The organism is Pseudomonas sp. P106(2024), assembly GCF_057480815.1.
On record NZ_JBLIYU010000024.1, the window covers coordinates 21,501 to 46,422 of the forward strand.

The window sequence follows — 24,922 nt, forward strand, 5'->3', positions numbered from 1 at the left end:
TAGTTGAAGAGCCCCGCGAAAGCGGGGCTTTTTTATGTGGGCTTTCCCGACGCCATAGCGGGCTTGCCCCGCGATAAGGCCAGTGCAGGCGCCGCAAACCCCTGATTTTCCGGCTTCCTACCTAACTTGCTGAAAATTTTGAAAAAAGTGCTTGCACAAAATTCAGAGTGCCCCTAATATTCGCCCCGCTGTCAGGCACTGAGCGAATCACCAGCAACATCGGAGATCGCAAAACAACTTACAAATCAGTAAGTTGAACGAAAAAAAGTGGTTGACAAGCAAAACGAAGAATGTAGAATAGCCGGCCTCAGCAGCGACAACGCGAAAGCGAAGCAGCTAAAGAGTTCGAAGCTAACACAGACTTCGAAGCAGTAAAGATGTACCGAAGTTCAGTTCCGCGATAGCTCAGTCGGTAGAGCAAATGACTGTTAATCATTGGGTCCCTGGTTCGAGTCCAGGTCGCGGAGCCAATCTCGGGGTGTAGCGCAGTCCGGTAGCGCGCCTGCTTTGGGAGCAGGATGTCAGGAGTTCGAATCCCCTCACCCCGACCATTTTCCGGGTCGTTAGCTCAGTTGGTAGAGCAGTTGGCTTTTAACCAATTGGTCGTAGGTTCGAATCCTACACGACCCACCATGTAAAAAGGGCATCTCGACTGAGATGCCCTTTTTCTTTTGTCCGCGATTTATCTCCCCGCCCTTTGCTACCCTGTGGCCTTTGCCCGCAGGAGCGCCCGCGCATGCCACTCAAAGCCAGTGTTTTCATCGCCACCAGCCTGGACGGCTACATCGCCCGCGAAGACGGCGGCCTCGACTGGCTGATGGGCGCTACCCAGTCCGCTGACGACCATGGCTATGCCGGGTTCATGGCGGGTGTCGATACGCTGGTGATGGGGCGCGGGACGTTCGACAAGGTCATGACCTTTGGCGAGTGGCCGTATCCGGATACCCGGGTGGTGGTGGTCAGCAGTACCCTCGAGGCGCTGCCCAGAGGTGTGCCAGAGCGCGTCGAGCTGCACCCGGGGCCGATCCCGGCGTTGCTCGAGCACCTGCAGGCCACGGGCGCGAAAAGCCTGTACCTGGATGGCGGCAAGCTGATCCAGGGGTTCTTGCGCGAGGGGTTGGTGGACGAGCTGACCATCACCCGCATTCCCGTGCTGCTGGGGCAGGGGATACCGTTGTTCGGCGTGTTGGCGAAGGATGTGCTGTTGCAGCACATGAGGACGACCAGCTACGAGAGCGGGTTTGTGCAGAGCACGTATCGCGTGGTGCGTTGAATCGCTGGGGCTGCACTGCAGCCCCAGGATCTTGAAGCCTCAGTGCAGCTTCAGACGCGGCTCGGTGCCCCGGCCAATCTTGCTGCCCAGCATCAGCATCAAGGTGCGGAAGGTCCCGTACAGCGCCATCTGGTGCATACGATACAGCGACACATAGAACATCCGCGCCAGCCAGCCTTCCAGCTTCACGCTGCCCATCAGGTTGCCCATCAAGTTACCCACAGCCGAGAAGCGCGACAGTGACACCAGCGAGCCGTAGTCCTTGTACTCGTAGGTCGGCAGCGCCTTGTTCTCCAGGCGCAGCTTGAGGCTCTTGGCCAGCAGCGAGGCCTGCTGGTGCGCGGCCTGGGCCCTTGGCGGCACATTGCGGTCGCTGCCCGGTTGCGGGCAGGCGGCGCAGTCGCCGAAGGCGAAGATGTTGTCGTCCAGGGTAGTCTGCAAGGTCGGGCGCACCACCAGCTGGTTGATGCGGTTGGTCTCCAGGCCATCGATGTCCTTGAGGAAGCCCGGCGCGCGAATGCCTGCCGCCCAGACCTTCAAGCTGGCCTGGATCACTTCGCCCGAGGCGGTCTTCAGGCCATCGGCGGTCACTTCGCTGACCGCGGCGTTGGTCATCACCGTCACCCCGAGTTTTTCCAGGGTCTTGTGCACCGGCACGCTGATGCGCTCCGGCAGCGCCGGCAGCACCCGCGGGCCCGCTTCGATGATAGTGATGTGCATGTCTTTGGGCTGGATCTTGTCCAGGCCGTAGGCTGCCAGCTCATGGGCCGCGTTGTGCAGCTCGGCCGCCAGCTCAACACCGGTGGCGCCGGCGCCGACGATGGCCACGCTGATCTGCTCGCTGGCCACGTCGCCCGCGTGGGCACGCAGGTAGTGGTTGAGCAGCTGCTGGTGGAAGCGCTCGGCCTGCTTGCGGCTGTCGAGGAACAGGCAGTGCTGCGCCGCGCCCAAGGTGCCGAAGTCGTTGGTGTTGCTGCCCACGGCGATCACCAGGGTGTCGTAGCCGAGGGTGCGCGCAGGCAGCAGCTCACGGCCCTCGTCGTCGAGGGTCGCGGCCAGCTGGATCTGCTTGCTTTCGCGGTCCAGGCCGCTCATGCGGCCCATCTGGAAGTTGAAGTGGTTCCACTTGGCCTGGGCCACGTAGTTCAGTTCGTCTTCCGAGGAGTTCAGCGAGCCGGCCGCCACTTCGTGCAGCAGGGGCTTCCAGATGTGTGTCAGGTTGGCATCAACCAGGGTGATCTCGGCCTGTTTGCGCTTGCCCAGGCTTTTACCCAGGCGGGTCGCCAGTTCCAGGCCGCCGGCGCCGCCGCCGACAATCACGATGCGATGAGTCATGGGGATATCTCACAAGTTTTACGGAATTCGTGGACACAAGGTCCGGCCGCATCCGGCACGAGGGGCGGGCGAGCGCAAGGCAGCTCATAGCACCAGTCCACTCAGCAGGCGGCTCAACAGGCCCAGACCGATGGTCACGGCCACCACCAGCAACAGGAGCAGCAACGGCCGGAAAGGCCTGCGCTCGACTTGATGCTGGGGGGCACTCAGATACTCATCGACGCGACGCTGATCTTCGGGATTCAGGCGGCTGGTCATGGTGGGCCTCGTCAGATAGACGTTTGTGACTGCGTGTACGCCACAGCGTTCACGCAAACGCATGGATCGAATGATAATGCTTTCTATCCCTGGCGCCGAGTGTACGTGAACGCAAACACACCCGGCACTGGATCAAAGACTGATGCCTACGTCGAACACGATGCTGCGCCCCAGGTTGCCGCGCAGGAAATCCGGCGCGTCCGGATGGGCGAACAGCACCCGGGCGAAGGTCGGCCCCACCAGCGACAGCGAGCGCCAACCCTGGCGCAGGTACTCGGTGGGCGGCGGGAAATGGCTGTTGAGGTCGAGCACTTCGCGCTTGAGGCTGGCGAAGGCGATGATGTCCAGATCGCCCAGGTCCAGCCCGCGTTCGCGGTAGTTGTGTGATTTCTTGCGCAGCGTTGGCGCCAGGCGCGCCAGCAGTTCCTGGGCGCTGATCCTTCGGGGCCGCTGCTCGCGACGTACAAGCTGGGCCAGGGAAAACGCGCTGCGCCGCCGTTGCAGCTCCTCGCGCCATTCATCGTTGAGCCGGCGGCCCTCGTCGAGCACGAAGAACACTTCGAATGCCGCGTCGCGGAACAGCACATCCGGCGGCTCCTGCCCGGCCGGGGTGAAGTCCTCGCTGCGGTAGGGAATGTTCAGCCCTTGCAGCAGGCGCTGGCAGACCCAACGCTCGCGCTCCCATTTGCGGGCATTGGATAGGAACGCATTGGCTTGTTCGGCCTGGATGGTAAGCAGGCGCAGGTAGTCTGAGTCATCCATGGGGACAAGCTTAGTCGCTAATTGATGACGGTAAGATGCTGTTTGTGCGTGGGAATCAGCCCAGCACCAGCCATTGCTGGAACACGCCGAGCAAATGCAGCAACCCGCCGCCCAGGCAGATCGCCGAACTGACCGCGATGAAACGCCGGCTGCGTCCGGTGCCGGCCAGCAACAACGGGCCCAGCAGGCCACGGGCCAGGTACACCAGGGTAATGAGGCAGATGATCGGCATCAGCAACGGCAAGGGCGCGATCACGCCAGCTGCCGACAGCGCGTAGGCGGCCCAGATCAGCAGCACCGTCGCGATCGCCACGGTGACCAGGACAGGGTAGGCGCGCCCTTGTTCGGCGGCCCGGGCCATGCGCTCGCCCGCGCCGAACAGGCGGTACCAGCGCGGCCCCACGGCAATGACCATCAGGTGCAGTATCCCCGCGGTGGCGCTGAACAGCGCGCCCAGCAGCAAGGGCAGGTTGATGCCTTCAGTCATCGGGGATGCGTCTTGCAGTGAAAGGAGGTGTCAGCCTATAGCAACCGGACGAAAGGGAGAATGGGTGTAGACTCAGGCTTGTCCACATGGCCGACAGGGATATTGTTCAGGTGATCAGCGCACAGGTCTTGTCCAGCACCAGCCTCACCCTTGGCTGGCTCGGTTACGTGCCCCTGCTGGTCTGGGCCGCCAGCCGCACGCGCTGGGTGGAGCTGTTTACCGATACCCGCCGCCAGCACCTGCTGTTCGGCACGGTGTTCTGCCTGTTTGTGTTGTGGCTGGTGCGGCGCGATTTCGACACCGGCGTGTCGTATCACTTCATCGGCATGACCGCCGTGACCCTGCTGCTGGATTGGCCGCTGGCGGTGCTCGGCGGCTTCCTCGCCCAGCTTGGCCTGTTGCTGCTCGGCCGCCAGGACCTTGCCGCCATCGGTGTAAACGGCCTGCTGATCGTCGGCTTGCCGGTGCTGGTCACCGAGGTGTGCGCGATCCTGGTCGAGCGCGCCCAGCCGCGTAACCTGTTTGTGTATATTTTCTGTTGCGGTTTTTTCCCCGCTGCGCTGACCGTGCTGGTGTGCCTGGCGGCCGGGCTGGGGGTGTTGTGGATGGACGAGCGGTTCGCCATGCCCGAGTGGCTCAGCGACTTTGTTGGTTACCTGTGGTTGATGATGTTCCCCGAGGCGTTCATCAACGGCACTGTGATCAGTGCCCTGGTGGTGTTCTGCCCCGAGTGGCTGGAGACGTTCAACCGCACTCGCTATTTGCAGGCGCCGTGGAAGGATGAAGAGCGGTGATGCTTTCTGGGGCTGCTCTGCAGCCCTTTCGCGACACAAGGCCGCTCACAGGGGAATGCGATCACTTGTAGGAGCGGCCTTTTGTCGCGAAAGGGCCGCAAAGCGGCCCCAACAACGTCGAACCTATCAGCGTTCTAAAAACGCCTACCTCAATGCCGCGGCTCCAGATCCCCCGAATACAGCTCATCCTCGGACTCTTCGGCCCCCGCGATCTTATGCTCCTCGGCCGCCCAGGCCCCCAGGTCGATCAGCTTGCAGCGGTCCGAGCAGAACGGCCGGAACGGGCTCTTCTCCCCCCATTCCACAGGCGCCCCACAGGTCGGGCAATCAACGGTCATCGGCTGGCTCATGGCTGGCCTCCTCGCAAAGTCAGGTAAAAGTGGTGCAGGCGGTCGATCTCGTCGTGCAGCGATTGCAGGTCACGATCATTGACCACCACGTCATCGGCATGGCGCAGGCGCTCTTCCCGGGCCAACTGGGCCTTGAGAATCGCCTGCACCTGCTCAGGATGGGTGTTGTCCCGCTGCAAGGTGCGCTGCACCTGCAACTCGGTCGGCGCATCGATCACCAAGATGCGCTGGGTCTTGCTGAACTGCCCCGACTCGATCAACAGCGGCGACACATACACCGCATAGGGCGTCTCGGCCTTGGCCAGGTAGCTGAAGATCTCCTGGCCGATCAGCGGGTGCAGCAGTTGCTCCAGCCATTGCCGCTGCGCAGGATCGGCGAAGATCTGCTGGCGCAGGGCGCCACGGTCGAGCTGGCCATCCTCGAGCAATACGCCTGGGCCGAAGCGTTCGACGATGCTGGCCAGGGCAGGGCGCCCCGGCTCGACAACCCAGCGCGCGGCCTGGTCGGCATCGACCAGGTGCACGCCCAGCTCGACGAAACGCTCGGCGGCGGCGCTCTTGCCGCTGCCGATGCCGCCGGTCAGGCCGAGAATCCAGGGGGTGAAAGGCGCTGTGCTCATCAGGTTCCAAGCAGTTGCAGGTAAGAAGCGACTATTTCATCACCCCAGAGCAATGCGATCCACCCCGCAATGGCCAGATAAGGCCCGAAAGGCAATGCAGCGCCCATTTGCGTACGTTTCAACCGTACCAGCGCCAGCCCGATCAACGCCCCCACCAGCGAGGCCAGCATCAAGGTCAGCGGCAAAACCTGCCAACCGCCCCAGGCCCCGAGCATGGCCAGCAGCTTGAAGTCGCCAAAGCCCATGCCCTCCTTGCCGGTCACCAGCTTGAACACCCAGTACACCGTCCACAGGCTCAGGTAACCTGCCACCGCGCCCCACACCGCATCGGCCAGCGGCACCAGCAACCCGAAGGCGTTGACCACCAGCCCCAGCCACAACAGCGGCAGCACCAGCACATCCGGCAGCAACTGGTGCTCGGCATCGATCAGGCTCAAGCTGATCAGGCCCCAGGTCAGCAGCATCACCGCCAGCGCTTTCACGCCCGGCCCGAAATGCCACGCCACCAGCAGCGACAGCAGGGCGGTGGCCAGCTCCACCAGTGGATAACGCACACTGATCCGCGCCTTGCACCCCGAGCAACGCCCGCGCAAGGCCAGGTAACTCAACACTGGAATGTTTTCCCACGCCCGGATCGGGCGCTGGCAGTGAGGGCAACGCGACGCCGGCAAACACAGGTCGAAACGCTCGTGCTCGGCCTGTGGCAGCCCCAGCACCTCCTGCGCCTCGCGCTGCCACTGGCGCTCGAGCATCAGCGGCAGCCGGTACGCCAGCACATTGAGAAAACTGCCCACCAGCAACCCCAGCACTGCGGCCAGGGCATAAAAGAACGGCGGATGATCGATGACGACGGCCCAGGCATTCATATTCAGATCAGGCTACCCAACTGGAAGATCGGCAAGTACATCGCCACGACAAGGCCCCCCACCAGCAGCCCGAGGATCAGCACGATGGCCGGCTCCAGCAGCGTGGTCAACTGCTCCAGCGCCTGGCTGACCTGCTCTTCGTAATGTAGCGCGGCCTTGTCCAGCATGGTGTCGAGGGTGCCGCTGGCTTCGCCGACCGCCACCAGCTGGCGCAGCAGCGGCGGAAACAGCCCGTCCCCCTCCATCGCCTGTTGCAGGCTGGCCCCATTGGCCACGCCCTGGCGCAACGCCAGGATCGCCCGCTCATGCAGGCAGTTGCCACTGACCGGCGCCACCGTTGCCAGCGCATCCAGCAACGTCACGCCTGCGGTATAAGAAGTCGCCAGGCTGCGCGCAAACCGCGCCAACGCTGCCTGCCCGAGCAAGGTGCCAACCACCGGCACCCGCAGCCCCCAGCGCACCATCCACAGGCGCGCCGGCAAGTGCCGTCGATAAACCTCCCGCCCGCCAACCCCCAACACAGTTATCAACAGCACCAGCCACCCCACGTGATTGCCCAGCCCTGTGGATAAATCGATCACCCACTGGGTGAACGCAGGCAGCGCCTTGTCGAAACTGGCGAACAGCCCCTGAAAGCGCGGCACCACCTCCAGCAACAACAACGCCGCCACCCCCAGCCCGGTCAGCAGCAACAGCGCCGGGTACAGCATCGCCTTGCGCACCTTCTGCCGCAGCGCCTGGCGCTTCTCCAGCATGCCCGCCATCTGCTCCAGCTGCCGGTCCAGCGTGCCCGACTGCTCGCCCACCCGCACCAGGTTGCAGTACAGCGCATCGAACCACGCCGGGTGACGCTGCAACGCCTCCGCCAGCCCAAGCCCCGCCGCCACATCCTGTTTCAATCGCGCCAGCAACGCCGCCATGCCACTGTCCACCGTGCTGCGCGCCATCACTTCGAACGCCTGCAACAACGGCACCCCCGCCGTCAGCAAGGTCGCCAGCTGCCGGCTGAACCCCGGCGCATCCGCCTTGCCCGCCCGCTGCGGCCAACGCCACTGCAACCCACCCGCCAACCTCACCCGCGTGGCCCGGATGCCCTGGCGTTGCAGCCAGGCTTGCACGAACGCCGGGCTGCGCCCCGGTTGCTGGCCGTGTTGACGAGCGCCGGAGGCATCGATGCCCTCCCAGGCGTAGAGGCGGGTAGACGGTGGCATGCGAAGGTCCTTTGCAGTGCGGCGACAAGCCCCGTAACAGCTTGCCGGGCCCGAGGCCGGGCGCGTTTCCATGACGCTCACTAGAGTAGTTCAGCGAAGATGACGCCCTGCCGTGCAGGGGTGACAAAAGGTGTCGGTTCAGGCCTACTGCGCGCCTGCCGGCCGGGGCGCCGAAAAGATGAACATGCGCCGACCGCGCCTCCATGTATTACGAAGGAAGACCGTTCATGAAAGGGCAACGAGGTATCACCCTGATCGAACTGATGATCGTCGTCGCGATCATCGGCATCCTGGCGACCATCGCCATCCCCATGTACACCAACCACCAGGCCCGCGCCAAAGCCGCCGCGGCGCTGCTGGAAATCTCCGCGCTGAAAACGCCGATGGACATCCGCCTGAATGAAGGCAAGGACGTGCCCGACGTCGCCAGCCTCGGCGGCCAGCCCGCCACCGCCCATTGCGCGATCACCGCCAGCGGCACGGCGGCCGACGGCACCGCCAGCATCGCCTGCACCCTGGCCGACGCACCGGCCAATGTACTGGGCAAGACCGTGACCCTGGCTCGCACCCAAGCCGGGTGGACATGCGTGACCACGGTGGAGGAAGACCTCGCGCCGAATGGCTGCAAGGCGCCGTGAAAGTGAGGTGAAACAGGGGTTTGCGTAACGAGCACGGCAATGATACGTTGCGCAACACGCCGGTGTAGCTCAGTCGGTAGAGCAGCGCACTCGTAACGCGAAGGTCGCAGGTTCGATTCCTGTCTCCGGCACCAGAGACCAGTTTCCAGAAGTCTATGACTGTCTACGAAACACCCCGCAAAGCCCGCCTAGCGCGGGCTTTGTTGTTTCTGCCTGTCTCGTTTTGTCTCTGGGCATCTACGCGATTTAGGGATATGGTTAGGGATATCTCGGTTCGACAAGGAAACGTATCCCTATGGCGCGCACAGTGGTGCCTCTCACCGATCCCAAATGTGATGCGGCCAAGCCTCGGGAGAAGGACTACAAGCTGTTCGATGGCAAAGGCCTATACCTGCTGGTGAAGCCGTCAGGCGTCAAGACTTGGCGTATGAAGTACACCAAACCTGATGGCCGTGATGGTTTAGCTACGTTTGGCAACTATCCGGCGCTCGGCTTGAAAGCGGCCCGGGAGCGACGCGCTCAGGCACTTGAACTCCTTGCTGCTGGGAAAGACCCCATCGAGCAGGCGCGCTTGGACAAACAGGAAGCGGTCAATGCCCGGGCGAATACCTTCCGTTTGCTTGCAAAGGAATGGCATGCGGCCTGCGCTCGTAAGTGGACACCTGGTCATGCCTCCACCGTTTGGCGACGCATTGAATCCCACCTGTTGCCCACTCTCGGTGATCGTCCGGTCGCGGAGCTGAAAACACGGGATCTGCTTGTTCCGCTGAAAGCGGCGGAAAAGCGGGATACCTTGGATACGGCTGCACGCCTACGCCAGTACATGACGGGCATCCTTCGTATGGCGGTTCAGCATGGCCATCTAGATTTCAACCCTGCGATCGATCTGCAAGGCGCCACGGCTACCCGCAAAACAGCGCACCGGCCTGCTTTGCCATTCGAGCGCTTACCTGAGCTTCTCCAGCGGATAGATGCCGACAGCGGGCGCGGCCTGACCAAGCTCGCGGTGCAGTTGACCATGTTGGTGTTCATCCGCTCCAGCGAGCTCCGCTTCGCTCGCTGGGGAGAGATAGATATGGGGAGGCTGATGTGGGAAATCCCTGGCGAAAGGGTGGCTATTGAGGGTGTGAAGAACTCCCATCGAGGCTCCAAGATGAGCACGCCACACTTGGTGCCGCTCAGCCGACAGGCTGTAGAGGTGCTGGAGAAAGTTCGTAACCTCACTGGTCGTTTCGATCTGGTGTTTGCGGGTGACCACAATCACTGGAAGCCCATGAGCGAGAACACTGTGAACAAAGCACTGCGACGAATGGGGTATGACACCAAAGCAGAGGTATGCGGCCATGGTTTTCGGACAATGGCCTGTTCTGCGCTGGTTGAGTCTGGACTTTGGAGTAAAGACGCGGTCGAGCGGCAAATGAGCCACCAAGAGAGAAACACGGTGCGTGCCGCCTACATCCACAAGGCTGAGCACTTACAAGAGCGGAGACTTATGGTGCAGTGGTGGGCCGACTACCTGGATGCTAATCGCAGGGATGCAATTACTCCCTATGATTTTGCCCATGGGAGGTCCCTCCATCCATGAAGCAGACTGAGATGATGGTGGAGGGCATGACAATGCTTGTCCCATCAAAAGCCGGTGTACGAGGTGTAACCCGTGTAACGGATCAGGCCAAGACGCTGAAATCATTGGGGATTAGGCACGTAACACCGACCAAAATAATTTCGTACATCCGGTGTAACCTCGCGGTCCCGTGTAACGCCAAAAGCCCCTCGCCCGCCTGCTGGCCTATGCGCATGCTCTCTCAGGTCAAAGAAAATCGCGGGTTCGGCGCAAACTGCCGGGGCGTGGGGGAATGTTGATGCAGCCTGACTCTTTGTCCATTGATGGGCTGGCCATCCATCCGACCCGGACCGAATCCAGCACCATCAGGGAGCATCTGAAGCGCCTTCCAATCTTCAGTGGTTACGCTTCAGAGGTTGATGCCGTACTGAACATCATGGAGCGCTGCCGCCACTGGCTCCCGGAGGAAGTCGGCGCAGAGCTGAGCAATGCTGCACTGCAATATAATGACGCGATCTACCAGGTGATTTCTCACTACGGGGCCAGGCAACTTGTAGCCCAGTTCCGGAACTATACCGGGCTCGTAACGGCGACAGATGTGCAAGTTATTGCTGCTTTCGCGTTGGCAAATGCTATCCACGCTTTATGCGGCTTGGCCGAACACTTGATTACACAAGGTCAAGAGATACCCGCCCTTGAGTACTATCAGATGCACCTTTGCTGCATTGAGGACTACGTGCCAGGTGCTAGCGCCTGGCTGGAACCTGATGAAAACGCAGCATGCTGTGAGATAGGCGAGTTGGCCAACGCAGCGTCGAGGCATGCGGACACCAAAATCGACGGGGTGTTGAGTGGGGTTGCTCGGCGCCGGGAAGGCTTGGAGAGCCGTGATCAATCCATAGAAGCGAAAGCGCTGGAACTCATCAACGCAGGAACAGCCATGCACAATCTGAACAGCAAGCTACGTGCCTGGCAGGAGCGCGAAACAGGGGCGTCGCTATCGAAGGTTCAGATGGGGGCAATTCTAAAGCGCATTCCTTGGCTGGGTTATGGCCCTCCCAGTTCACTAAGCAAAAAGTAAAGTGAACCTTCTCAGCTAGGTAGCCCCTGCATAGGCTCCGCCCTGTAAAACCAATACAGGGATACAGCTATGACACTCCAACCCGCACCGCTGGGCGGCTCTGCAATCGATCAGCCGGCCAGGCTCATTCGCATGAAAGAAGTTGTAGAGCTCGTGGGGCTTGCACGCCCAACGATCTACAAGCTGATGAGCCAACCTGAAAGCACCTTTCCTCAGCCTGTGAAGCTCACTGACAGCACCGCTCGCGGCGCTCCCGTGGCCTGGGTTTTATCTGAGGTTCAGGCCTGGACGCGCGCTCGCATCGCTGCGCGTGACAAGGTGGCGGCATGACTCCCATTTTCCTCCCTCACGCAGCGCTCGATGCAATCGACGAACTGGGTCAAAAGGCTCCAACACATGGGCGGTTGGTGCGCTTGCAAAAACTGCGGGACGAAGCGCTGGCCAAAGGGGCGCACGTACTGCTGCTGATTTGGCCGACTCTCGATTGGGGGCTACTGGCTATCGAGACGCCTGGCGACGTGACGATTCGAGATGCGGCGCAGTTGGTTCCCAACGTGCTCGCCAATCCCGATGCACTAGGGCAGATGTATGAGAAGGCGCGGCAGGGCCGCAATCTCACCTGGCTCAAGCTTGAGCGCCGCCCGGCCGCCGCCCACTAACGAGAACGCCCCCGGCTGCAACCGAGGGCGTCTGAGGATATTCACTTTGCCCGCCTACTCTATGCCATGGCCCAGAGCCATGCAACCTGCCCGCACCTATCAGCTTGCGCCTCGTCGGCTCACACGTTACTCTTCGCAGGTCGCTGCAAATTCAGCGACCGGGTTTGGCGACCCGACGAAATCAAGGCGCACAAGCGCCCCTATCACGAATGCTGGCGCTTTTTTTGTGCCCGCATTCCCGTGTTATGGCGGCTGTGCGTGGGAGACCTTCGGGTCTGCCGGGTTCCTTGATTCCCGGTTCGCCAACCTGCGCACAGCTGCCACCCTAAATCGTTTGGCGACGATCAGTGGCAGCTCCTCAAATCAAGGAGCTCCGCCCATGCACGCCCTCAATCCGTCTGCCCTCCAGAACCACATTGCTGCCCTGAAGGCCCGTGCCATTGCGGCACTGCACGCCGACTCGTCCCTCTCCGTCCGCTTGGCGCGTTACAACGCTGCGATGGCCCGTGCTCGCGCCCTGGAAGCAAACGGGGGTGCCCAATGACCAATCCAACACAGCACTTTTCTCAGCCAGAAGACCTGCTATGCATCACAGCAAATGCGCCAGTAGGCGTCCCGATTGATGCGCTCACCTGCGCCATTGAGCGAGCCCAAGCAGTGCTGTGCTTGGTAGAGGATCAGTTTGAGAGTGAGCACGGGCAACGCCTCGCTAATAGTGTGATCCTCGGCGCCCTGTGGGATGTGCGCGGAACGCTAGAGCAGATTCGTACCCTAGTCGTGCATGCCGATGACTCGACCTCTCATGTCGCGGAAGGGGGCCGGAAATGAACGGGCACTTTCAGGTCAATACCGTAGGTGGGGGCACCTTCTCAAAGCACAACTCGTTGAATCAACCGCTCTTCAAGGTGTGCCCTGGTGTTTCCGGCGAGGAAGCTTTGGAGCAGGCGTCGGTGCTCATGAGCTGCGTAAACAAACTGACCCAGTTGGCTGGCGTAAGCGAAGACAACAATGCTCTGGTGTGGGCGGCACACTATCTGGGCGAGCAGGCTAAGGCGCTTGTCGATGATGTGACCACTGGGATTCAGATTGCCGAGGGTGGCCAAGCATGAGCAGGACTACCCCCAATTCGCGACATCCGACCTTTGCCCAGGTCAAAGCGGCTTCCCTAGTGGCGATTGATCGCGTGCTAGCCCACTGGCTTCCCAATGGCAAGCGTGTAGACGGCGGCAAGGAATACACCGCTCCCAACCCAACCCGAGCTGACAAGCATTCAGGATCGCTCAAGGTGAATCTGGCCAAAGCTACCTGGTGCGACTTCGCCACCGGTGACAAAGGCGGCGATTTGATCGACTTGGTGCGCTACCTTGATCGCGGCACCGATGTGGAAGCTTGCAACAAGCTGGCGGCTTTCCTCGGTGTCGAGGCAACAAATAGCACCAACGTCACACCACCCACTGGCCAAGCCAAAAAGCCAGAGTGGGTGCCTGTGTCGCCCATTCCTGAGCAGGCAATGCAGAAGGTGCTGCAAGCGCACCGGCAGCACGGTAAACCTTCCAAGGTTTGGATTTATCGTGACGCCAACGGTCAGCCACTTATGGTGCTGTACCGTTTTGACCTTGGGCCGGATGAGAGCGGCGCGGCGCGCAAAGTCTTCGCACCCCTCACCTGGTGTAAAAACTCTGCTAACGGCTCGCTGGCCTGGCGCTGGCAGGGCTTATCGGAGCCACGCCCCCTCCTGCGCCTTGATGACCTGGCTAAACGTCTCTCGGCACCAGTCGTATTGTGCGAGGGTGAGAAGGCCGCTGATGCCGCTGCCGATCTGTTGCCCGAGCATGTTGCCACCTGCTGGCCTAACGGGACGAACTCTTGGCAGAAGGCTGATTTCGCGGCGCTAGTCGGGCGTGACGTATTGCTGTGGCCAGACAACGACGCTCCAGGCTTGAAGTGCATGGATGCCTTGGCGGATCACCTGCGAAAGCTCGGAGCAGCCACGGTACGAACGGTAGCCTTGGCGGTGTTCGGGCAACTCCCTGGTATGGACGGTGAGCGCCCCACTTTCGCCCTAGGCGGTGAGTGGGGCGACGGTGACGATGCGGCGGATGCCCAATCCAAAGGCTGGACTGCTCAACACTTGGCAGAGCTGCAGCGCACCGGGGAGCTGTTCGCCCTCGTACCTGCCGCCACACCCACCCCCACCAAGCAGAGCAAGACCACTGGCCAGGCCAAGCGGCAACCCGAGAAGAAAACCGCCCCGGTCCCGAGCGGCTTCCGTGTCACCAAGGATGGGGTGTTCTATGTCGGTGAGGATGGCGAAGCACGCCCGGTTTGTTCACGGCTAGAGATATTGGCTCGCACCCGAGACGAAAAGGGCCACGGCTGGGGCCTGCTGGTGGAGTTTGATGACCCGGATGGGGCCAGCAAACGCCTCAACATTCCGGCCAGGGCGATGGCGGGTGACTTTGGCAAAGAGGTGCTTGCGCCACTGGTCGATATGGGACTGCGCCTGGCGCCCGTGCGTACCGCTCGCAATTCGCGTAACGACCTGCAGAGCTACTTGCAAGGCTATGACGGCTCCGAGCGCGCTCGCTTGGTCACTCGTCTGGGCTGGCATGGGGATGCTTACCTAGTGCCGGATCGGCAGATCGGTGCCAGCACGGAATACCTGCACTTTTATGAAGCCGGCGCCCAGCTTCCACCCATTACCCAAGTTGGAACACTAGAGCAGTGGCAACAGCAAATCGGTACTTTGTGCGTGGGGAACAACCGCCTGACGTTCGTCGTGTGCGTAGCTTTTGCTGGAGCGGTGCTGCACTTACTTGGCCATGAATCAGGCGGCTTCCACCTCTACGGCGACAGCTCGGGCGGGAAGACCACCCATTTACAGGTGGCCGCTTCGGTTTGGGGAGGGCCACGCCTGGTGCGGTCCTGGCGTTCTACCGATAACGCGCTGGAGAGTATCGCGGCGGCACACTCCGACGGCCTTCTGGTGCTTGATGAAATCGGGATGTGCGATCCACGGATCATCGGGGAGACGGTCTACATGCTTGGCAACGGCACAGGCAAAGCCCGGGCGAATGACCGTGGGATGAGCGGGCGCCAGGTACAAGAATGGCGACTGCTGTTCCTTTCCACGGGGGAAAAGACCCTTGCGCAGCACATGGCCGAAGCAAACAAGGATTTGAAAGCGGGTATGGAAGTACGGCTATTAGCCGTGCCGGCTGATGCCGGAAAAGGACTGGGGTTGTTTGAGGAGCTGCATGGTTTTGAAGATGCCGCTGCGCTTTCGGATGCGCTGAAAGCCCGTGTGACCAAGTCCTACGGATCACCTGCACTGGCATTCCTGTCGGCCCTGTGCGACCCGGTCAAACTACGCGCCTATATAGCCATGGTCCGCAGTACAGTGGAGCGCTTTACTGCAGAGGCACTACCAGTCACTGCGAGCGGACAGGCTCAGCGAGCGGCTACTCGCTTTGGGTTGGCAGCAGCGGCTGGAGAGTTGGCCACCGCCCTTGGCGTTACCGGGTGGCCGGATGGCTTAGCTCTCGACTCTGCCCGCGTATGCCTGAAGGCTTGGTTGGCTGAGAGAGGCGGCGCCGGGAACATGGAGGGCGATGCAGTTCTTGCCCGCCTCCGCCAAGTGATCGAGAGGTTTGGAGAAAGCCGCTTTACGCGTTGGGAATCTGCGGCTGCCAAGGTCGATGAACATGGTCCACGCACCCTTGATCGACTCGGTTTCCGTAAGTCGATGGAGCACGGTATGGGTGACACGGCGCACACGACGACGACCTATTACGTACTCCCCGAAGCTTGGCGCTCTGAGATCTTCCGAGGCATGAACCTCAATGCAGTGAATAAAGAGCTACTGCGGCGTCGAGTGCTGGAGCCGGGCAAAGATGGCAAGGCCTCCACCTCCGTGCGTCTACCTGGGCTCGGACTACAGCGCTGCTATGTCGTTGTGACGATCCCTGAACCGGCTGAGAACGAAGCGCAGGCCGCTTGAACCACCACCTCTAATCCATGAGGTAGCGATGGCAGCGAGTGGTCTTGCCAGCCCCGGTCACAACACAATCCCATTTTTAGGTATCGATTATGAATGAACTCAAAAAACAGCGAGATGAACTGATTGCTGAACGTGATGCGCTTGAGGCCAGTATTCCAGGTCAACTCTCCGCTTGGCGAGACATGCCGAATGCTTGGCGCAACGGCAATTGTGTAGGTAGCCCTGAGGCTACCGCAGCCGCGGAAAAGATTTCTGCTGATGAGTGTCGCGTCCGTAGCATTTCTGCGGAACTGGAGAAGCTCGACAACGAGATAGATTATCGTGAGCGCCTCGAAAATGCCGAGGAAAGCAAGACACAAGCCCGCCAGCTCATGTCTGATTCAACTCGCGCGATCTCCATCTTGGAGGGGAAGCGCAGGCTCCTCTTTGGACGCCTCCAAGCAATTCAGAAAGATATGGAGTTGGCGCTTGACGCGGCTCGACAGGCCGAGCTGGACGCGGCAAACCTGTATGCACGAAGTATCGCTTCTGGTGACAGCAAAGGTGAAAAGGCGGCAAACACCGAGATGCAGAAAGCAAGTAACCAGCTCGTTGAGGCGGATGAACACGCAAGGCGCCAAGAACTGTTGACGACTGCTTTGCAGGCAGAGATTGACTCGCTCGACGCACAGATCGCACATGCTCAGAAACAAGGGCACGAGGCGCAGAGTGCAGCTTTGGCTGCTACCGAGATAGCTCTCGGTGATGAGTGGAATCACTTGGCTGAGAAGCTTGCGGTCGTGGGGGCTCGGATCCTGGCCGCCAATCGTCATCGCGGTGTTGCTGGCATGGCGTTATCAAGGTTATCGATTCCTGGTTTCGGTCCTTCAGCTAGAGAGCTCCAGAGAGATGATGTGCTAGACCGCTCTAAAGGCGTCACCCTAGCAGACCTGCTGGAAGCGTAATCCCGACACAGCCCGCAGATGCGGGCTGTTTTATGGTTGAGGTGCTCCTACGTGTCATCTAATCCAAAAGGCGGCTGCGACAAGCTAGTGGATGGCCAGTTTAGGTCGACATATTCTGTTCACTAGTGCCCGATAAGGACCAAAAACGTCCCTTTCCGGAAGGCCGCAATCGGCCAGCAGCAGCCTTTCAGGGCGGGGCAGAAAGGTACGTCTGACAAAACACCTAACCCGATCCCTAATGGCGACCAGCACGCCGATACGATCAGGGGCTGCGGTGTCTTTCCAAGTGCAAGGCAACATAATCATCTATCACCCAGAGTGAGGAGGTTGTGCGCAACAACCTAGGTAGCTCAGGATCGTTTACTGATGGCAATAAGCCGCATATGATGCACTAACTGAAAGAATATCAGCCCCAAGGGCCTTAGCAATGGAAGCTAATCGTGAATATCTGCGCTCACGACATCGCGCTACTCAAGCCCGGCAGCTTGTTGCTACCGCGATCACACCCGTACACGCCCCTCACCTCACTAAATGCCATGTGTGCCGTCGAACCGTTTGGGGGGCACGCAATTGCAGCGCTTCTCAACCGTTCAGAATAGCCGGTTCCAACCCGACAACGAGTGCTGAGCGCTATATATGAGACTTCATGAAGTTAAGGCTCGCGAGTTGAACGGTAGAGATACCATTCACCGATTTAAGGCCCAATTCAAAGCGGCAAGCCTTGAATGTTTAGCACTCCTCGAAGACTGCGCCATTGAGCGAGTCTTTTGCGACTACCATGAAGATTACGTGGTCAAGTTTGTGGATGGCGGGGAGATTTACTACCGCTTCGTGCAGGTCAAAACAAAGACTAAGCAGAACCATCTTTATAATATCCTAGAGATATTTGGCATCAAAAAAACCAAAAAAAACGGCCACGATTTACCTAACAGTTTTGCGGGCAAGATGTTGTTGCATGCAGATAACTTCGGTGACGCCTGTCACTCTCTCGTCATCTTAACGAACATCAACTTCGACGATGATGTCGAAGGGTTGATCAACGATGCACAATCCGGCAGTGTTGTATCCAAACACACGGCAACGCTCATAACTGAAACTAAAAATCTTGTACCAAGTCTGGCAACAAAGACCGATAAGGAAGTTCTCGCCTTCCTGTCGCACCTAAAGCTAGTACCTCGCCAGCAAATCTTAAACGAGGACGACGATAACTTCGTTTCAAGCGCACATGGTCAGATTTACAAGTACAGTGAAATCAATCTTACTCCGAAGGAAGTTAGGCTTCTGATTATTCAGCTTCTATCGCTAATAGAAAGCAAGTCATCAGAGGAAATAAATGACAGCATGACCGAGAATATGCTCAATGATAAAGCGAGTGTGACGCTCGATGACATGCTCGATATTCTTGCCATTTCTCGCCCGGCCTATTATCTCCTAAGAAATGGCGGCGATCCGAACGCTATTAAAAGTGTTTCAATTCTTCAACGCGTATTAAAGCGGAACAACTATAAAGAAGAAACGCTTAACTCATTTGCAAATTTCAAGTCGCAGTGGGAAACTTGGTATCGAGTTAATAGGCACACAATCCAGGAGCTAAAACTACTTGAGCTGATGGATGAAATAACAAGTCTGACAGATAACCTGGCTGTCGGCAAAATAGACATGAAGACGATTACAGGCGCTGTCGTCAAGCTAACAGTTAATCTTCGCACGCTATTAAATCGCAATGACCTAACTGAAGAGCTGGTTTTTGGAGCGGTACTGTCTGAAATAGTGAAAGGAGAGTCTTCATGAATTTTCGTGAGGCTGTGGCTGCAGCAAGCGCTGAGTCCCAAAGTCTTAATTTCTCGTACTCACCAAGAAACAGGTCTGACGTTTTGGGCAATGAGACTTTGTTTCATATCCCATTAATCGCACTGACAATAATTTTACTCGCGCGTAGCCAAGCAAAACCCAAACGTAACGACATTGGCATGCTGGTTGGGCAGTGTTTTGAACAGAGCATTGCCAGTTTTAAGGGGTCAGCGCAAGAACTAGGTTGGTCTGCAAATTTAAGAGTAAGAACAATTAAGGCGCTGACGTTCTTGGAAGATGCCGGGATGGTCGTCGTTAACAAACATAACTCTCGGATCGATGCGGCAGAGTCTGGCAAAAAATTCATAGACAAAGTTATGAGTGAAGAAAGCCACCTTTGCGTGGCGCTATTAACCATAAAAAGATCATATAGAAACATCTGTAAAGAGCGTGACATCGAGGCCAAACTAGATGAAATTTGAATCCCTGCAGTTCTTTGCAAGCCATGGTGGTGGATGGGGCTCTCAAGAGCTGAAGTTTGGTAAATCTGTTACTCAGCTATATGCCCTTAATGGTAGTGGGAAAACACCTCTAATCCAATCCATCATGTTTTGCCTCGGATTAGACGTCCAGTTTCGTGAAGACATTATTCGGAATACTGGAAAGGTCGTCCTGCGAGTAAATATAGATGCGAACTTACTTTCCTTTGAGCGGAAGGTAGGAGAGAGATACGATATCACCATTAGCAGCGATGGCAGAACTATAGATCGCTTCTATAACGATGAAGACTTTTCAAGGTTCATGCTGGGCATCTTGAAACTAAGGTCTGAGCGACTGACTACCAATAGTGACACCGCTACAATTCCGTATTTCTCGGCGATACTTCCACTATTTTATTTAGACCAAGACACCGGTTATTCCGACTACTACGTTCCGCCGCGACATAGCTTTATCAAAGCTCAGTATTCCGAAATGATTCGCTTGGCCGTGGGCCTCCCTGCCAGAAGCTCATTCGACGCGGCCAAAAAGACGATTAATCTCAAAAAAGAGCTCGACTACCTGGATAAGACTATCACAGATAGCCGTAAGCTCATGGAAAGGCTCCGGCAAGACCTCCCAGCCGCTCCACGACTTGAAGCAGATATTGAGCGTGATATTACCTCACTCAAAGCTCGTCTTGATGAGTTGAAGACGACCAAGGATATTAAAAGCGAGACATTAAACAGCTTCGACTTCTTGATTGCCGATCTTCGTCGCCAGCACCGGGAGATAGCCTCGCAGCATATAACCCTAGAGTCGAGAATTCGCAGTTCGTCTCAAATACGAGATGAGATCGAAAGCGAAATCGAGACCTTGGATTTGAATGAGCAGGCTCGTCGTGCATTCATTTCTTTTAGCGAAATATGCACAACCCCCTCGTGCGGGATGTTTCTCGTAAGCTCTGACTCGTATGGCAAAAGTTTGCTCTATCTCAAAGACCAGCTGAAAGACCTGGAAGCCGTGACCGTCGCGAATATACAGCAGGCCGAAGCCCTACAGACCAAGATGACTTGGCTTGAAGCACAAATTGCTGATCTTTCCGCGAAGAGAGGGATTGCAGAGCGCGAAGCAGGGATTGAAATGTTCATTGAGGCGATCAGTAAAATCGCCTCCGAACTTTTCGAGTTAGAGCTCGAAAAAGGTCAACAGCAGAAATACAAGAGCCAAGAAGGTAAGCACCTCGAACTGCTGAATCGGCGAGAGGCGGTTCAAAACGAGCTAGAGTCTCTCGGAAAAACCAGAGAGCAATCTCCGGATGTAATGCGATTTAAGCTCGCGTTAGCCGAGAAAATGGCCCGTTGGCTCGACATCCTCAACTCCAAGAACATCTCCAGAGAGATCCAGATCGACAGTGATCTGAAGCCAATTCTTGGCTCAGAGAAGCTTGGGATCATCAAAGGAAGCTCCAAGGCTCGTACGGTGCTTGCATTCCACGCTGCGCTATTTGAAATCTGCACCGACAATCCAGCCTCGCCCTTCCGAACATTGATATTCGATACCCCTCGGCAGCAGGAGATTCACTCGGAGGACCTGGATGCGTATATCAAAGAGCTCAAAGTAGTGGCTTTAAAAAATAATGCTCAGATTATCTTCTCGACTACCAGCTACCGCTTCGAGATCGACCCAGCGACGGATGAAGAATGGCTTCCAAAGTTCGGTGGTTTTGAACAACCAATGTACCTCGGATATTTCAATGATATCCTTGAATCATAGGCTTCAGTGCTCCGAACCGCTCCAGCGGTACGGCCAATCCCTTTCATTGTACAAGGTACTCCATGACAGCGTTGGTTCAGTTTCTTCGCTTTATTGGCCAGGTTGTTCTTTATGAAGACAGTAGTTCAGGCGCGACCTTGAATTGCCCGTTATTTTGTAGTTGTTAAATGGCTGCTTTTGGCCGATTGCTGCCATTCGATACCGGCAGCTTTGGGTCGATGGCTGCCGATCGTTAAGGTTCGCTTCCGCCCCATAGCTGCCCTACGCTGCGGGCCGGAGGTTAGGACAGCCGGGCATGACTTAACGTTTTCGAAGAATTGACTTACGGTAAAATCTGTGTCGAAACGCCGGACCTGCGAGTCAGGTTCGCATCTCGAAGTTTCGCCGTTGCCTCCGTAATTTCTCGGACAATAGTCTTAGCCTGCGCCGCCGGTATTTCAACACGAGAATGGGTAATTCGGTTTCTGACAATCATGTGAGACCGGATGCTCCGAAACTCCTGAGCCGTAAATACTTCTTCCTTTTTCGCGTATTCCAGCATCATGCTGAGAGTTGATCGAGAGGCAAAGAGGTCAAGACCAGATAGCTCAAATAGCTGTCGAAGATCATGCTCGAGAAGTGAAAATGCGGCAATGACCGCTGCACGATATTCCTTCTTTTGCAAGAGTCGATTTGGCTCATCTTCAAGTGAAGGTGAGATCCGAGAGAACGCTTCGGCAAATGCAGTCTCAATAGCCTTGATGAAGTTAGAAGCCTCTTCGTCCAGCGACCTAGGACGTCTTATGACTTGGTGATTAGCGACATCAAAAGGCAAAGTCGATTGATCTTCGGCAATCAAAATCAGAGGTTTTGCCAAGCCCTCTTGAGAAATTGCCATACCTACTTCAAACATGGTGTTTTGTGAACTGAGGTCAGCCACAACGATTGCAGAACGCTCAATGAGGGCGTACACCTTGGCCATGAGACTGTCGCCCGGAGTGGCCACATCGGTAGCCATGATGGGGCTGAATCCGTATCGCTCGGCAATCGGGTATATGCGCGCCTTATAAACTGCGGCGTACCGAGTTGGGACGGAAAAGAACGCAAGGCGGCTCTGAGCACTTGAGGGAAGTGACAACTCAGCTTGCGGCTCTGGTTCTGTGGCCATGCTAAGGGAGATAACCTTCGAGGACCAGTATTCCCGAAGCTCACGGAACACGATTTCCAAGATCTCTCCATACGAACGATTTGGTGTCTTCGGAAGGTTGATCACCTTTACACCGCGCCGCTCATAACGCGCAACGGCATGCGCAGGTGCTCCAACCTGAAGCACGTAAGCCGGTCGCCGGAGTGCTCCCAGCCGTTCCCTGACGACTTGCCAAATTTGTCGAAAATCAGGGTCATCGAGACTGTAGCCGATGAAAAGCGCGGTGTGATCTATCAGGAGGCTTGAGAGGTGGGTCGCAAGTAAGGGAAGACTTGTGACGAACGCGTCGTAATCTTCTTCTGTAACGACCAATCGATTGGGATGGTGGAGGTCGCCGTGGAGTTTCAGCAGCCTGACTCCAGCTTGAGAGTCGCCTACTGCAAGTTGGTCCTCTGAAATTAGAGGGATGCAGTATTTGCTAATTCTCGCATACGCCTGTTCTAGTAAAAAATCGAAGTTGGTAGTTACTACGCGCTCGAAAGGGATCTTGCAGAACTCCTCGTGGGTCTTTGCTGGCTGGATCGTTGTTATGAGTAGCGCCGATGAAAGTAGCTCGACTAGCTTCACCCGAGTGAACTCATGCGAGTAAGCGGATAGCGCCTCAACCGCAGATGTATACTGGTATTCGGGCAGAGCTGAGGCCACCCTCTTCCCTAATCCATCCCAATCGAGCATTTTTTTGCCCTTGGGGATTTTGGCATTAAGCGAAAAGCCGGCCCCGACAAATGGGAGGCAGCGGCCTTGTACCATGTCTTCGAGAAATGGCTCTGGAAAGTGACCAAGGTAGTCCGGCACAGGAGGGGTCCTTGAGAAGGTGACTGCTATTTAGCGACATTGGCACAGCATAACGTTCCTTGTCGCTTGATAAGTCCATGTTCATCTTGAGGATGGTCTCGAAAACTGCAACAGCCTCATAGTGAAATGTGACATGGGGACAAGCCGAGCTGCTTAATGAGCTTCAGCAGCGAGCTTGCGGGAGAGACTACTTGATTGCCGCAGCGACAGTCTATCGGCGGTGGCCGCTATGGGTCGATAGCGGACAGCCATGGTTACACCAGATCTGTTGTTACACTAATCAGAGCAGAGCGAGTACATCAAGGTGTACACCTTTTAAGCCTTTAAGATCAATGGGTTGTGTGCCGTCGTTACACCCAGTACACCTGTTACACGACTCCTAGAATGGCGGTTATCTAGCGACCCCAAGCCCCCTATTTGCTCGTGCCTTCAGCGGCTGAAGCAAGGTCTCACTTCCCGACCCTCGGCGCCGCCGGGGACCCTGAGAGATGTGACTAGATACGGGGCAGGAAACCCGCGGCTTTTTATTAGCGGAAGGTTGGCCAGGTTAGTGAACTGGTTAACAAGGTAAACTCAGTGAGAATGTGCAGTTTCTCGAACAGGCAAGCTGATCTTTGCACCTTCGGTAACGTTTCGGTTAGGGCCCCAGATGCTGAGGCCGTCCGATAGCTTGTGAGGTTGCCGGCTGGGCTCGGTCATGCACGCATGACTTTATTCCAATCTAACTCATACCCTGCCTCTTCGAGCTCCCTTCCGAGGGCCTGCTTCCAGTTTCCCTCAAGCGATTCATACACTACACCCGCATAGTCGCTAGGAATTTCCAACGATCCCCGCTTCAAAGCACAGACCCTTCCCCGTCCCAGGCGACCAATGAAATACCCAAGCTCCAAAATCACGTTCTGGCGAGCACGGGGTGAGGGTGTACCACCTTTGACGCAACCCTCATCATCGGGGGTGAGAAGTACTACAGCAAATCCCACCCCACCGTACCTCTCCACCTTCTCGATCACGGTCCGGCCTTGGTTGGCCTGCTCATGCAAGATGATGGCGTCAAAGCCGATTCTCTCTAGGAAGCGGGCTACCATCTCGCGAGAACCATCGTCGTGGCCGTGGACTACAAAAACTTGTCTGGACAGCGCTGTCGGTGCGCTATGGTCTGAAAGGAGAGCGGCCTCTTCCTGCTGGTAGTCGGCTAAGTCTTCCTCGAGCGACCGCTGGCCTTGGGTGAGTAGCGCTATAGACCGTTCGAAGTTTTTTCTCATCCGACCTTCATAGTCTGGAGACGGCGCGCCTCTCCTGACAATACCTGGTCGCCACGAGAGAACGGCAGCACTTTCTAAGTCCCTGTAAGTCGTAGAACTCTCACCAAAACACCGCTCTAGGGTCTGTCTGATCGACACCTCTAACCCTTTAAGCGCAGCGGTTGGACCCTGGCGAAGGCTACTCAGATCGAAAGCTTGAAGCTCATTGATGCGTTCACCTAACCGCTCAATTCCTTTCTGGATGTTCTGAACACGAATAGGGGGAGCAGAAGCTTGGTTCGTTGAGGGGTTGGTTCGGGCCATCGAATAAGGACTCCATGTGGGGGAGCAAAACACTATCCGATCCAACACAATCGCGCAGCATTCGTGAGCTGAAGGTAGTGGCATGAGTCTTTGTCCCCAGTGGACTGGCAACTGGTGGATCGGGGTCTAGGTAATGCATGGGTGAGTAGATTTATGTTTAGGGATACGTTTAGGGATACGTTTTGTCGTTTTGAGTCAGGTGGCCCAGTTTTTACTGGGATAGATCCATCATATTAGGTTCCTGTCTCCGCACTAACACCCAGAAGTCACCGCAGTCCTTGCAGTGCGGGCGTTTTGTTTCTAGCTATCTCAGCAGGCCTCATCACTGACCAGATGTAGCTAACCTGCACGCGTCTGCTGTGACATGGTTGCTGTATGCAGAAGACCATCTTGAATCGCCCCTGGTTTCGTAGACACCTCCAAGCCTCATAATGAGGCCCAAATAGGAGGTGCCATGAGTCGTCAGCGTTACCCTGAAGAATTCAAGATC

At 57.3% G+C, this 24,922-nt stretch carries 23 protein-coding genes and 4 tRNA genes; 17 read left to right on the forward strand and 10 right to left on the reverse strand.

Annotated features, from left to right (window positions below; all coding sequences use genetic code 11):
* The first annotated feature begins 394 nt into the window (after nucleotides 1-394).
* The 4 genes from AC25M7_RS24445 (at nucleotide 395) to AC25M7_RS24460 (ending at nucleotide 1,273) form a co-directional block, all read left to right on the forward strand.
* Nucleotides 395-470, forward strand: a tRNA-Asn gene (locus AC25M7_RS24445).
* A 4-nt stretch (nucleotides 471-474) separates the two neighbouring features.
* Nucleotides 475-551 (forward strand) — tRNA-Pro (locus AC25M7_RS24450).
* Nucleotides 552-557: 6 nt separating this feature from the next.
* Nucleotides 558-633 (forward strand) — tRNA-Lys (locus tag AC25M7_RS24455).
* Between the two features lie 103 nt (nucleotides 634-736).
* Nucleotides 737-1,273, forward strand: coding sequence for a dihydrofolate reductase family protein (locus AC25M7_RS24460; protein ID WP_069016170.1), 537 nt, complete (start codon nucleotides 737-739; stop codon nucleotides 1,271-1,273).
* Between the two features lie 39 nt (nucleotides 1,274-1,312).
* Here AC25M7_RS24460 and AC25M7_RS24465 read toward each other — a convergent pair whose 3' ends face one another.
* The 4 genes from AC25M7_RS24465 to AC25M7_RS24480 form a co-directional block, all read right to left on the reverse strand.
* Nucleotides 1,313-2,608: an NAD(P)/FAD-dependent oxidoreductase gene (locus AC25M7_RS24465; protein ID WP_186594159.1), complete on the reverse strand. Its 1,296-nt coding sequence runs from the start codon at nucleotides 2,606-2,608 to the stop codon at nucleotides 1,313-1,315.
* An 84-nt stretch (nucleotides 2,609-2,692) separates the two neighbouring features.
* A complete protein-coding gene (locus AC25M7_RS24470) occupies nucleotides 2,693-2,866 on the reverse strand; it encodes a DUF3094 family protein (RefSeq protein ID WP_050703672.1) in 174 nt (57 codons plus the stop codon).
* A gap of 132 nt (nucleotides 2,867-2,998) precedes the next feature.
* Nucleotides 2,999-3,628 (reverse strand): DUF1780 domain-containing protein, encoded by a 630-nt coding sequence (locus tag AC25M7_RS24475; protein WP_069016168.1) that lies wholly within the window; start codon nucleotides 3,626-3,628, stop codon nucleotides 2,999-3,001.
* A 55-nt stretch (nucleotides 3,629-3,683) separates the two neighbouring features.
* Nucleotides 3,684-4,115 carry a hypothetical protein gene (locus AC25M7_RS24480; protein WP_486971570.1) on the reverse strand — a complete coding sequence of 144 codons (432 nt, stop codon included), beginning with the start codon at nucleotides 4,113-4,115 and terminating at the stop codon, nucleotides 3,684-3,686.
* Nucleotides 4,116-4,201: 86 nt separating this feature from the next.
* Between AC25M7_RS24480 and AC25M7_RS24485 the strand changes: the two genes are divergently transcribed.
* On the forward strand, nucleotides 4,202-4,909 hold the full coding sequence (locus tag AC25M7_RS24485) for an energy-coupling factor ABC transporter permease (protein ID WP_088851380.1): 708 nt from the start codon (nucleotides 4,202-4,204) through the stop codon (nucleotides 4,907-4,909).
* Between the two features lie 149 nt (nucleotides 4,910-5,058).
* Here AC25M7_RS24485 and yacG read toward each other — a convergent pair whose 3' ends face one another.
* From yacG to AC25M7_RS24505, 4 genes are read right to left on the reverse strand one after another with little or no spacing between them, the layout of a single operon-like run.
* Nucleotides 5,059-5,259 (reverse strand): DNA gyrase inhibitor YacG, encoded by a 201-nt coding sequence (gene yacG, locus AC25M7_RS24490; protein WP_011535705.1) that lies wholly within the window; start codon nucleotides 5,257-5,259, stop codon nucleotides 5,059-5,061.
* Complete coding sequence (coaE, locus tag AC25M7_RS24495; RefSeq protein WP_232854055.1) at nucleotides 5,256-5,879, reverse strand: dephospho-CoA kinase; 624 nt, start codon at nucleotides 5,877-5,879, stop codon at nucleotides 5,256-5,258. Before coaE ends, yacG begins: the two co-directional genes overlap by 4 nt.
* Nucleotides 5,879-6,745 carry a prepilin peptidase gene (locus AC25M7_RS24500; protein WP_486971571.1) on the reverse strand — a complete coding sequence of 289 codons (867 nt, stop codon included), beginning with the start codon at nucleotides 6,743-6,745 and terminating at the stop codon, nucleotides 5,879-5,881. Before AC25M7_RS24500 ends, coaE begins: the two co-directional genes overlap by 1 nt.
* 2 nt (nucleotides 6,746-6,747) lie before the next feature.
* Nucleotides 6,748-7,956, reverse strand: a complete 1,209-nt coding sequence (locus AC25M7_RS24505) for a type II secretion system F family protein (protein ID WP_486971572.1) — start codon at nucleotides 7,954-7,956, stop codon at nucleotides 6,748-6,750.
* A 227-nt stretch (nucleotides 7,957-8,183) separates the two neighbouring features.
* Between AC25M7_RS24505 and AC25M7_RS24510 the strand changes: the two genes are divergently transcribed.
* The 12 genes from AC25M7_RS24510 to AC25M7_RS24565 all read left to right on the forward strand — a co-directional run bounded on the left by AC25M7_RS24510 (nucleotide 8,184) and on the right by AC25M7_RS24565 (nucleotide 20,886).
* Entirely contained in the window at nucleotides 8,184-8,594 is a 411-nt protein-coding gene (locus AC25M7_RS24510; RefSeq protein ID WP_186599367.1) for a pilin, read from the forward strand.
* Between the two features lie 58 nt (nucleotides 8,595-8,652).
* Nucleotides 8,653-8,728 (forward strand) — tRNA-Thr (locus tag AC25M7_RS24515).
* A gap of 161 nt (nucleotides 8,729-8,889) precedes the next feature.
* Nucleotides 8,890-10,179, forward strand: coding sequence for a tyrosine-type recombinase/integrase (locus tag AC25M7_RS24520; RefSeq protein ID WP_486971573.1), 1,290 nt, complete (start codon nucleotides 8,890-8,892; stop codon nucleotides 10,177-10,179).
* 277 nt (nucleotides 10,180-10,456) lie between these two features.
* Nucleotides 10,457-11,239 carry a hypothetical protein gene (locus AC25M7_RS24525; protein ID WP_486971574.1) on the forward strand — a complete coding sequence of 261 codons (783 nt, stop codon included), beginning with the start codon at nucleotides 10,457-10,459 and terminating at the stop codon, nucleotides 11,237-11,239.
* A gap of 69 nt (nucleotides 11,240-11,308) precedes the next feature.
* The gene (locus AC25M7_RS24530) at nucleotides 11,309-11,569 is read left to right on the forward strand and encodes a helix-turn-helix transcriptional regulator (RefSeq protein ID WP_139668892.1); all 261 of its coding nucleotides are present in this window, start codon (nucleotides 11,309-11,311) and stop codon (nucleotides 11,567-11,569) included.
* Nucleotides 11,566-11,898: a hypothetical protein gene (locus AC25M7_RS24535; protein WP_486971575.1), complete on the forward strand. Its 333-nt coding sequence runs from the start codon at nucleotides 11,566-11,568 to the stop codon at nucleotides 11,896-11,898. Before AC25M7_RS24530 ends, AC25M7_RS24535 begins: the two co-directional genes overlap by 4 nt.
* Nucleotides 11,899-12,722: 824 nt before the next feature.
* Nucleotides 12,723-13,007: a DUF3077 domain-containing protein gene (locus tag AC25M7_RS24540; protein ID WP_486971576.1), complete on the forward strand. Its 285-nt coding sequence runs from the start codon at nucleotides 12,723-12,725 to the stop codon at nucleotides 13,005-13,007.
* Nucleotides 13,004-15,898 (forward strand): DUF927 domain-containing protein, encoded by a 2,895-nt coding sequence (locus tag AC25M7_RS24545; RefSeq protein WP_486971577.1) that lies wholly within the window; start codon nucleotides 13,004-13,006, stop codon nucleotides 15,896-15,898. Before AC25M7_RS24540 ends, AC25M7_RS24545 begins: the two co-directional genes overlap by 4 nt.
* A gap of 89 nt (nucleotides 15,899-15,987) precedes the next feature.
* Entirely contained in the window at nucleotides 15,988-16,842 is an 855-nt protein-coding gene (locus AC25M7_RS24550) for a hypothetical protein (protein WP_486971578.1), read from the forward strand.
* A 636-nt stretch (nucleotides 16,843-17,478) separates the two neighbouring features.
* Nucleotides 17,479-18,633 (forward strand): dsDNA nuclease domain-containing protein, encoded by a 1,155-nt coding sequence (locus AC25M7_RS24555; protein WP_484574116.1) that lies wholly within the window; start codon nucleotides 17,479-17,481, stop codon nucleotides 18,631-18,633.
* Nucleotides 18,630-19,115: a hypothetical protein gene (locus tag AC25M7_RS24560; protein ID WP_484574117.1), complete on the forward strand. Its 486-nt coding sequence runs from the start codon at nucleotides 18,630-18,632 to the stop codon at nucleotides 19,113-19,115. The genes AC25M7_RS24555 and AC25M7_RS24560 overlap by 4 nt, the downstream gene beginning before the upstream one ends.
* A complete protein-coding gene (locus AC25M7_RS24565; RefSeq protein WP_484574118.1) occupies nucleotides 19,105-20,886 on the forward strand; it encodes an AAA family ATPase in 1,782 nt (593 codons plus the stop codon). The genes AC25M7_RS24560 and AC25M7_RS24565 overlap by 11 nt, the downstream gene beginning before the upstream one ends.
* Nucleotides 20,887-21,208: 322 nt before the next feature.
* Here the strand turns inward: AC25M7_RS24565 and AC25M7_RS24570 are convergent, their stop codons facing one another.
* Both AC25M7_RS24570 and AC25M7_RS24575 read right to left on the reverse strand, forming a co-directional pair.
* Complete coding sequence (locus AC25M7_RS24570; protein WP_484574119.1) at nucleotides 21,209-22,867, reverse strand: SIR2 family protein; 1,659 nt, start codon at nucleotides 22,865-22,867, stop codon at nucleotides 21,209-21,211.
* Between the two features lie 695 nt (nucleotides 22,868-23,562).
* The gene (locus tag AC25M7_RS24575) at nucleotides 23,563-24,432 is read right to left on the reverse strand and encodes a TIR domain-containing protein (RefSeq protein ID WP_486971579.1); all 870 of its coding nucleotides are present in this window, start codon (nucleotides 24,430-24,432) and stop codon (nucleotides 23,563-23,565) included.
* Nucleotides 24,433-24,922: the final 490 nt, after the last annotated feature.

Excerpts from the sequence above, each read along its gene's own strand:
- AC25M7_RS24470 (WP_050703672.1), bottom strand. The coding sequence starts at position 2,866 with ATGACCAGCCGCCTGAATCCCGAAGATCAGCGTCGCGTCGATGAGTAT.
- AC25M7_RS24460 (WP_069016170.1), top strand. The coding sequence starts at position 737 with ATGCCACTCAAAGCCAGTGTTTTCATCGCCACCAGCCTGGACGGCTAC.
- AC25M7_RS24535 (WP_486971575.1), top strand. The coding sequence starts at position 11,566 with ATGACTCCCATTTTCCTCCCTCACGCAGCGCTCGATGCAATCGACGAA.
- AC25M7_RS24575 (WP_486971579.1), bottom strand. The coding sequence starts at position 24,432 with ATGGCCCGAACCAACCCCTCAACGAACCAAGCTTCTGCTCCCCCTATT.
- AC25M7_RS24465 (WP_186594159.1), bottom strand. The coding sequence starts at position 2,608 with ATGACTCATCGCATCGTGATTGTCGGCGGCGGCGCCGGCGGCCTGGAA.
- yacG (WP_011535705.1), bottom strand. The coding sequence starts at position 5,259 with ATGAGCCAGCCGATGACCGTTGATTGCCCGACCTGTGGGGCGCCTGTG.
- AC25M7_RS24560 (WP_484574117.1), top strand. The coding sequence starts at position 18,630 with ATGAATTTTCGTGAGGCTGTGGCTGCAGCAAGCGCTGAGTCCCAAAGT.
- AC25M7_RS24545 (WP_486971577.1), top strand. The coding sequence starts at position 13,004 with ATGAGCAGGACTACCCCCAATTCGCGACATCCGACCTTTGCCCAGGTC.
- AC25M7_RS24555 (WP_484574116.1), top strand. The coding sequence starts at position 17,479 with ATGAGACTTCATGAAGTTAAGGCTCGCGAGTTGAACGGTAGAGATACC.
- AC25M7_RS24565 (WP_484574118.1), top strand. The coding sequence starts at position 19,105 with ATGAAATTTGAATCCCTGCAGTTCTTTGCAAGCCATGGTGGTGGATGG.
- AC25M7_RS24485 (WP_088851380.1), top strand. The coding sequence starts at position 4,202 with ATGGCCGACAGGGATATTGTTCAGGTGATCAGCGCACAGGTCTTGTCC.
- AC25M7_RS24510 (WP_186599367.1), top strand. The coding sequence starts at position 8,184 with ATGAAAGGGCAACGAGGTATCACCCTGATCGAACTGATGATCGTCGTC.
- AC25M7_RS24520 (WP_486971573.1), top strand. The coding sequence starts at position 8,890 with ATGGCGCGCACAGTGGTGCCTCTCACCGATCCCAAATGTGATGCGGCC.
- AC25M7_RS24480 (WP_486971570.1), bottom strand. The coding sequence starts at position 4,115 with ATGACTGAAGGCATCAACCTGCCCTTGCTGCTGGGCGCGCTGTTCAGC.
- coaE (WP_232854055.1), bottom strand. The coding sequence starts at position 5,879 with ATGAGCACAGCGCCTTTCACCCCCTGGATTCTCGGCCTGACCGGCGGC.
- AC25M7_RS24525 (WP_486971574.1), top strand. The coding sequence starts at position 10,457 with ATGCAGCCTGACTCTTTGTCCATTGATGGGCTGGCCATCCATCCGACC.
- AC25M7_RS24540 (WP_486971576.1), top strand. The coding sequence starts at position 12,723 with ATGAACGGGCACTTTCAGGTCAATACCGTAGGTGGGGGCACCTTCTCA.
- AC25M7_RS24500 (WP_486971571.1), bottom strand. The coding sequence starts at position 6,745 with ATGAATGCCTGGGCCGTCGTCATCGATCATCCGCCGTTCTTTTATGCC.
- AC25M7_RS24550 (WP_486971578.1), top strand. The coding sequence starts at position 15,988 with ATGAATGAACTCAAAAAACAGCGAGATGAACTGATTGCTGAACGTGAT.
- AC25M7_RS24505 (WP_486971572.1), bottom strand. The coding sequence starts at position 7,956 with ATGCCACCGTCTACCCGCCTCTACGCCTGGGAGGGCATCGATGCCTCC.
- AC25M7_RS24530 (WP_139668892.1), top strand. The coding sequence starts at position 11,309 with ATGACACTCCAACCCGCACCGCTGGGCGGCTCTGCAATCGATCAGCCG.
- AC25M7_RS24475 (WP_069016168.1), bottom strand. The coding sequence starts at position 3,628 with ATGGATGACTCAGACTACCTGCGCCTGCTTACCATCCAGGCCGAACAA.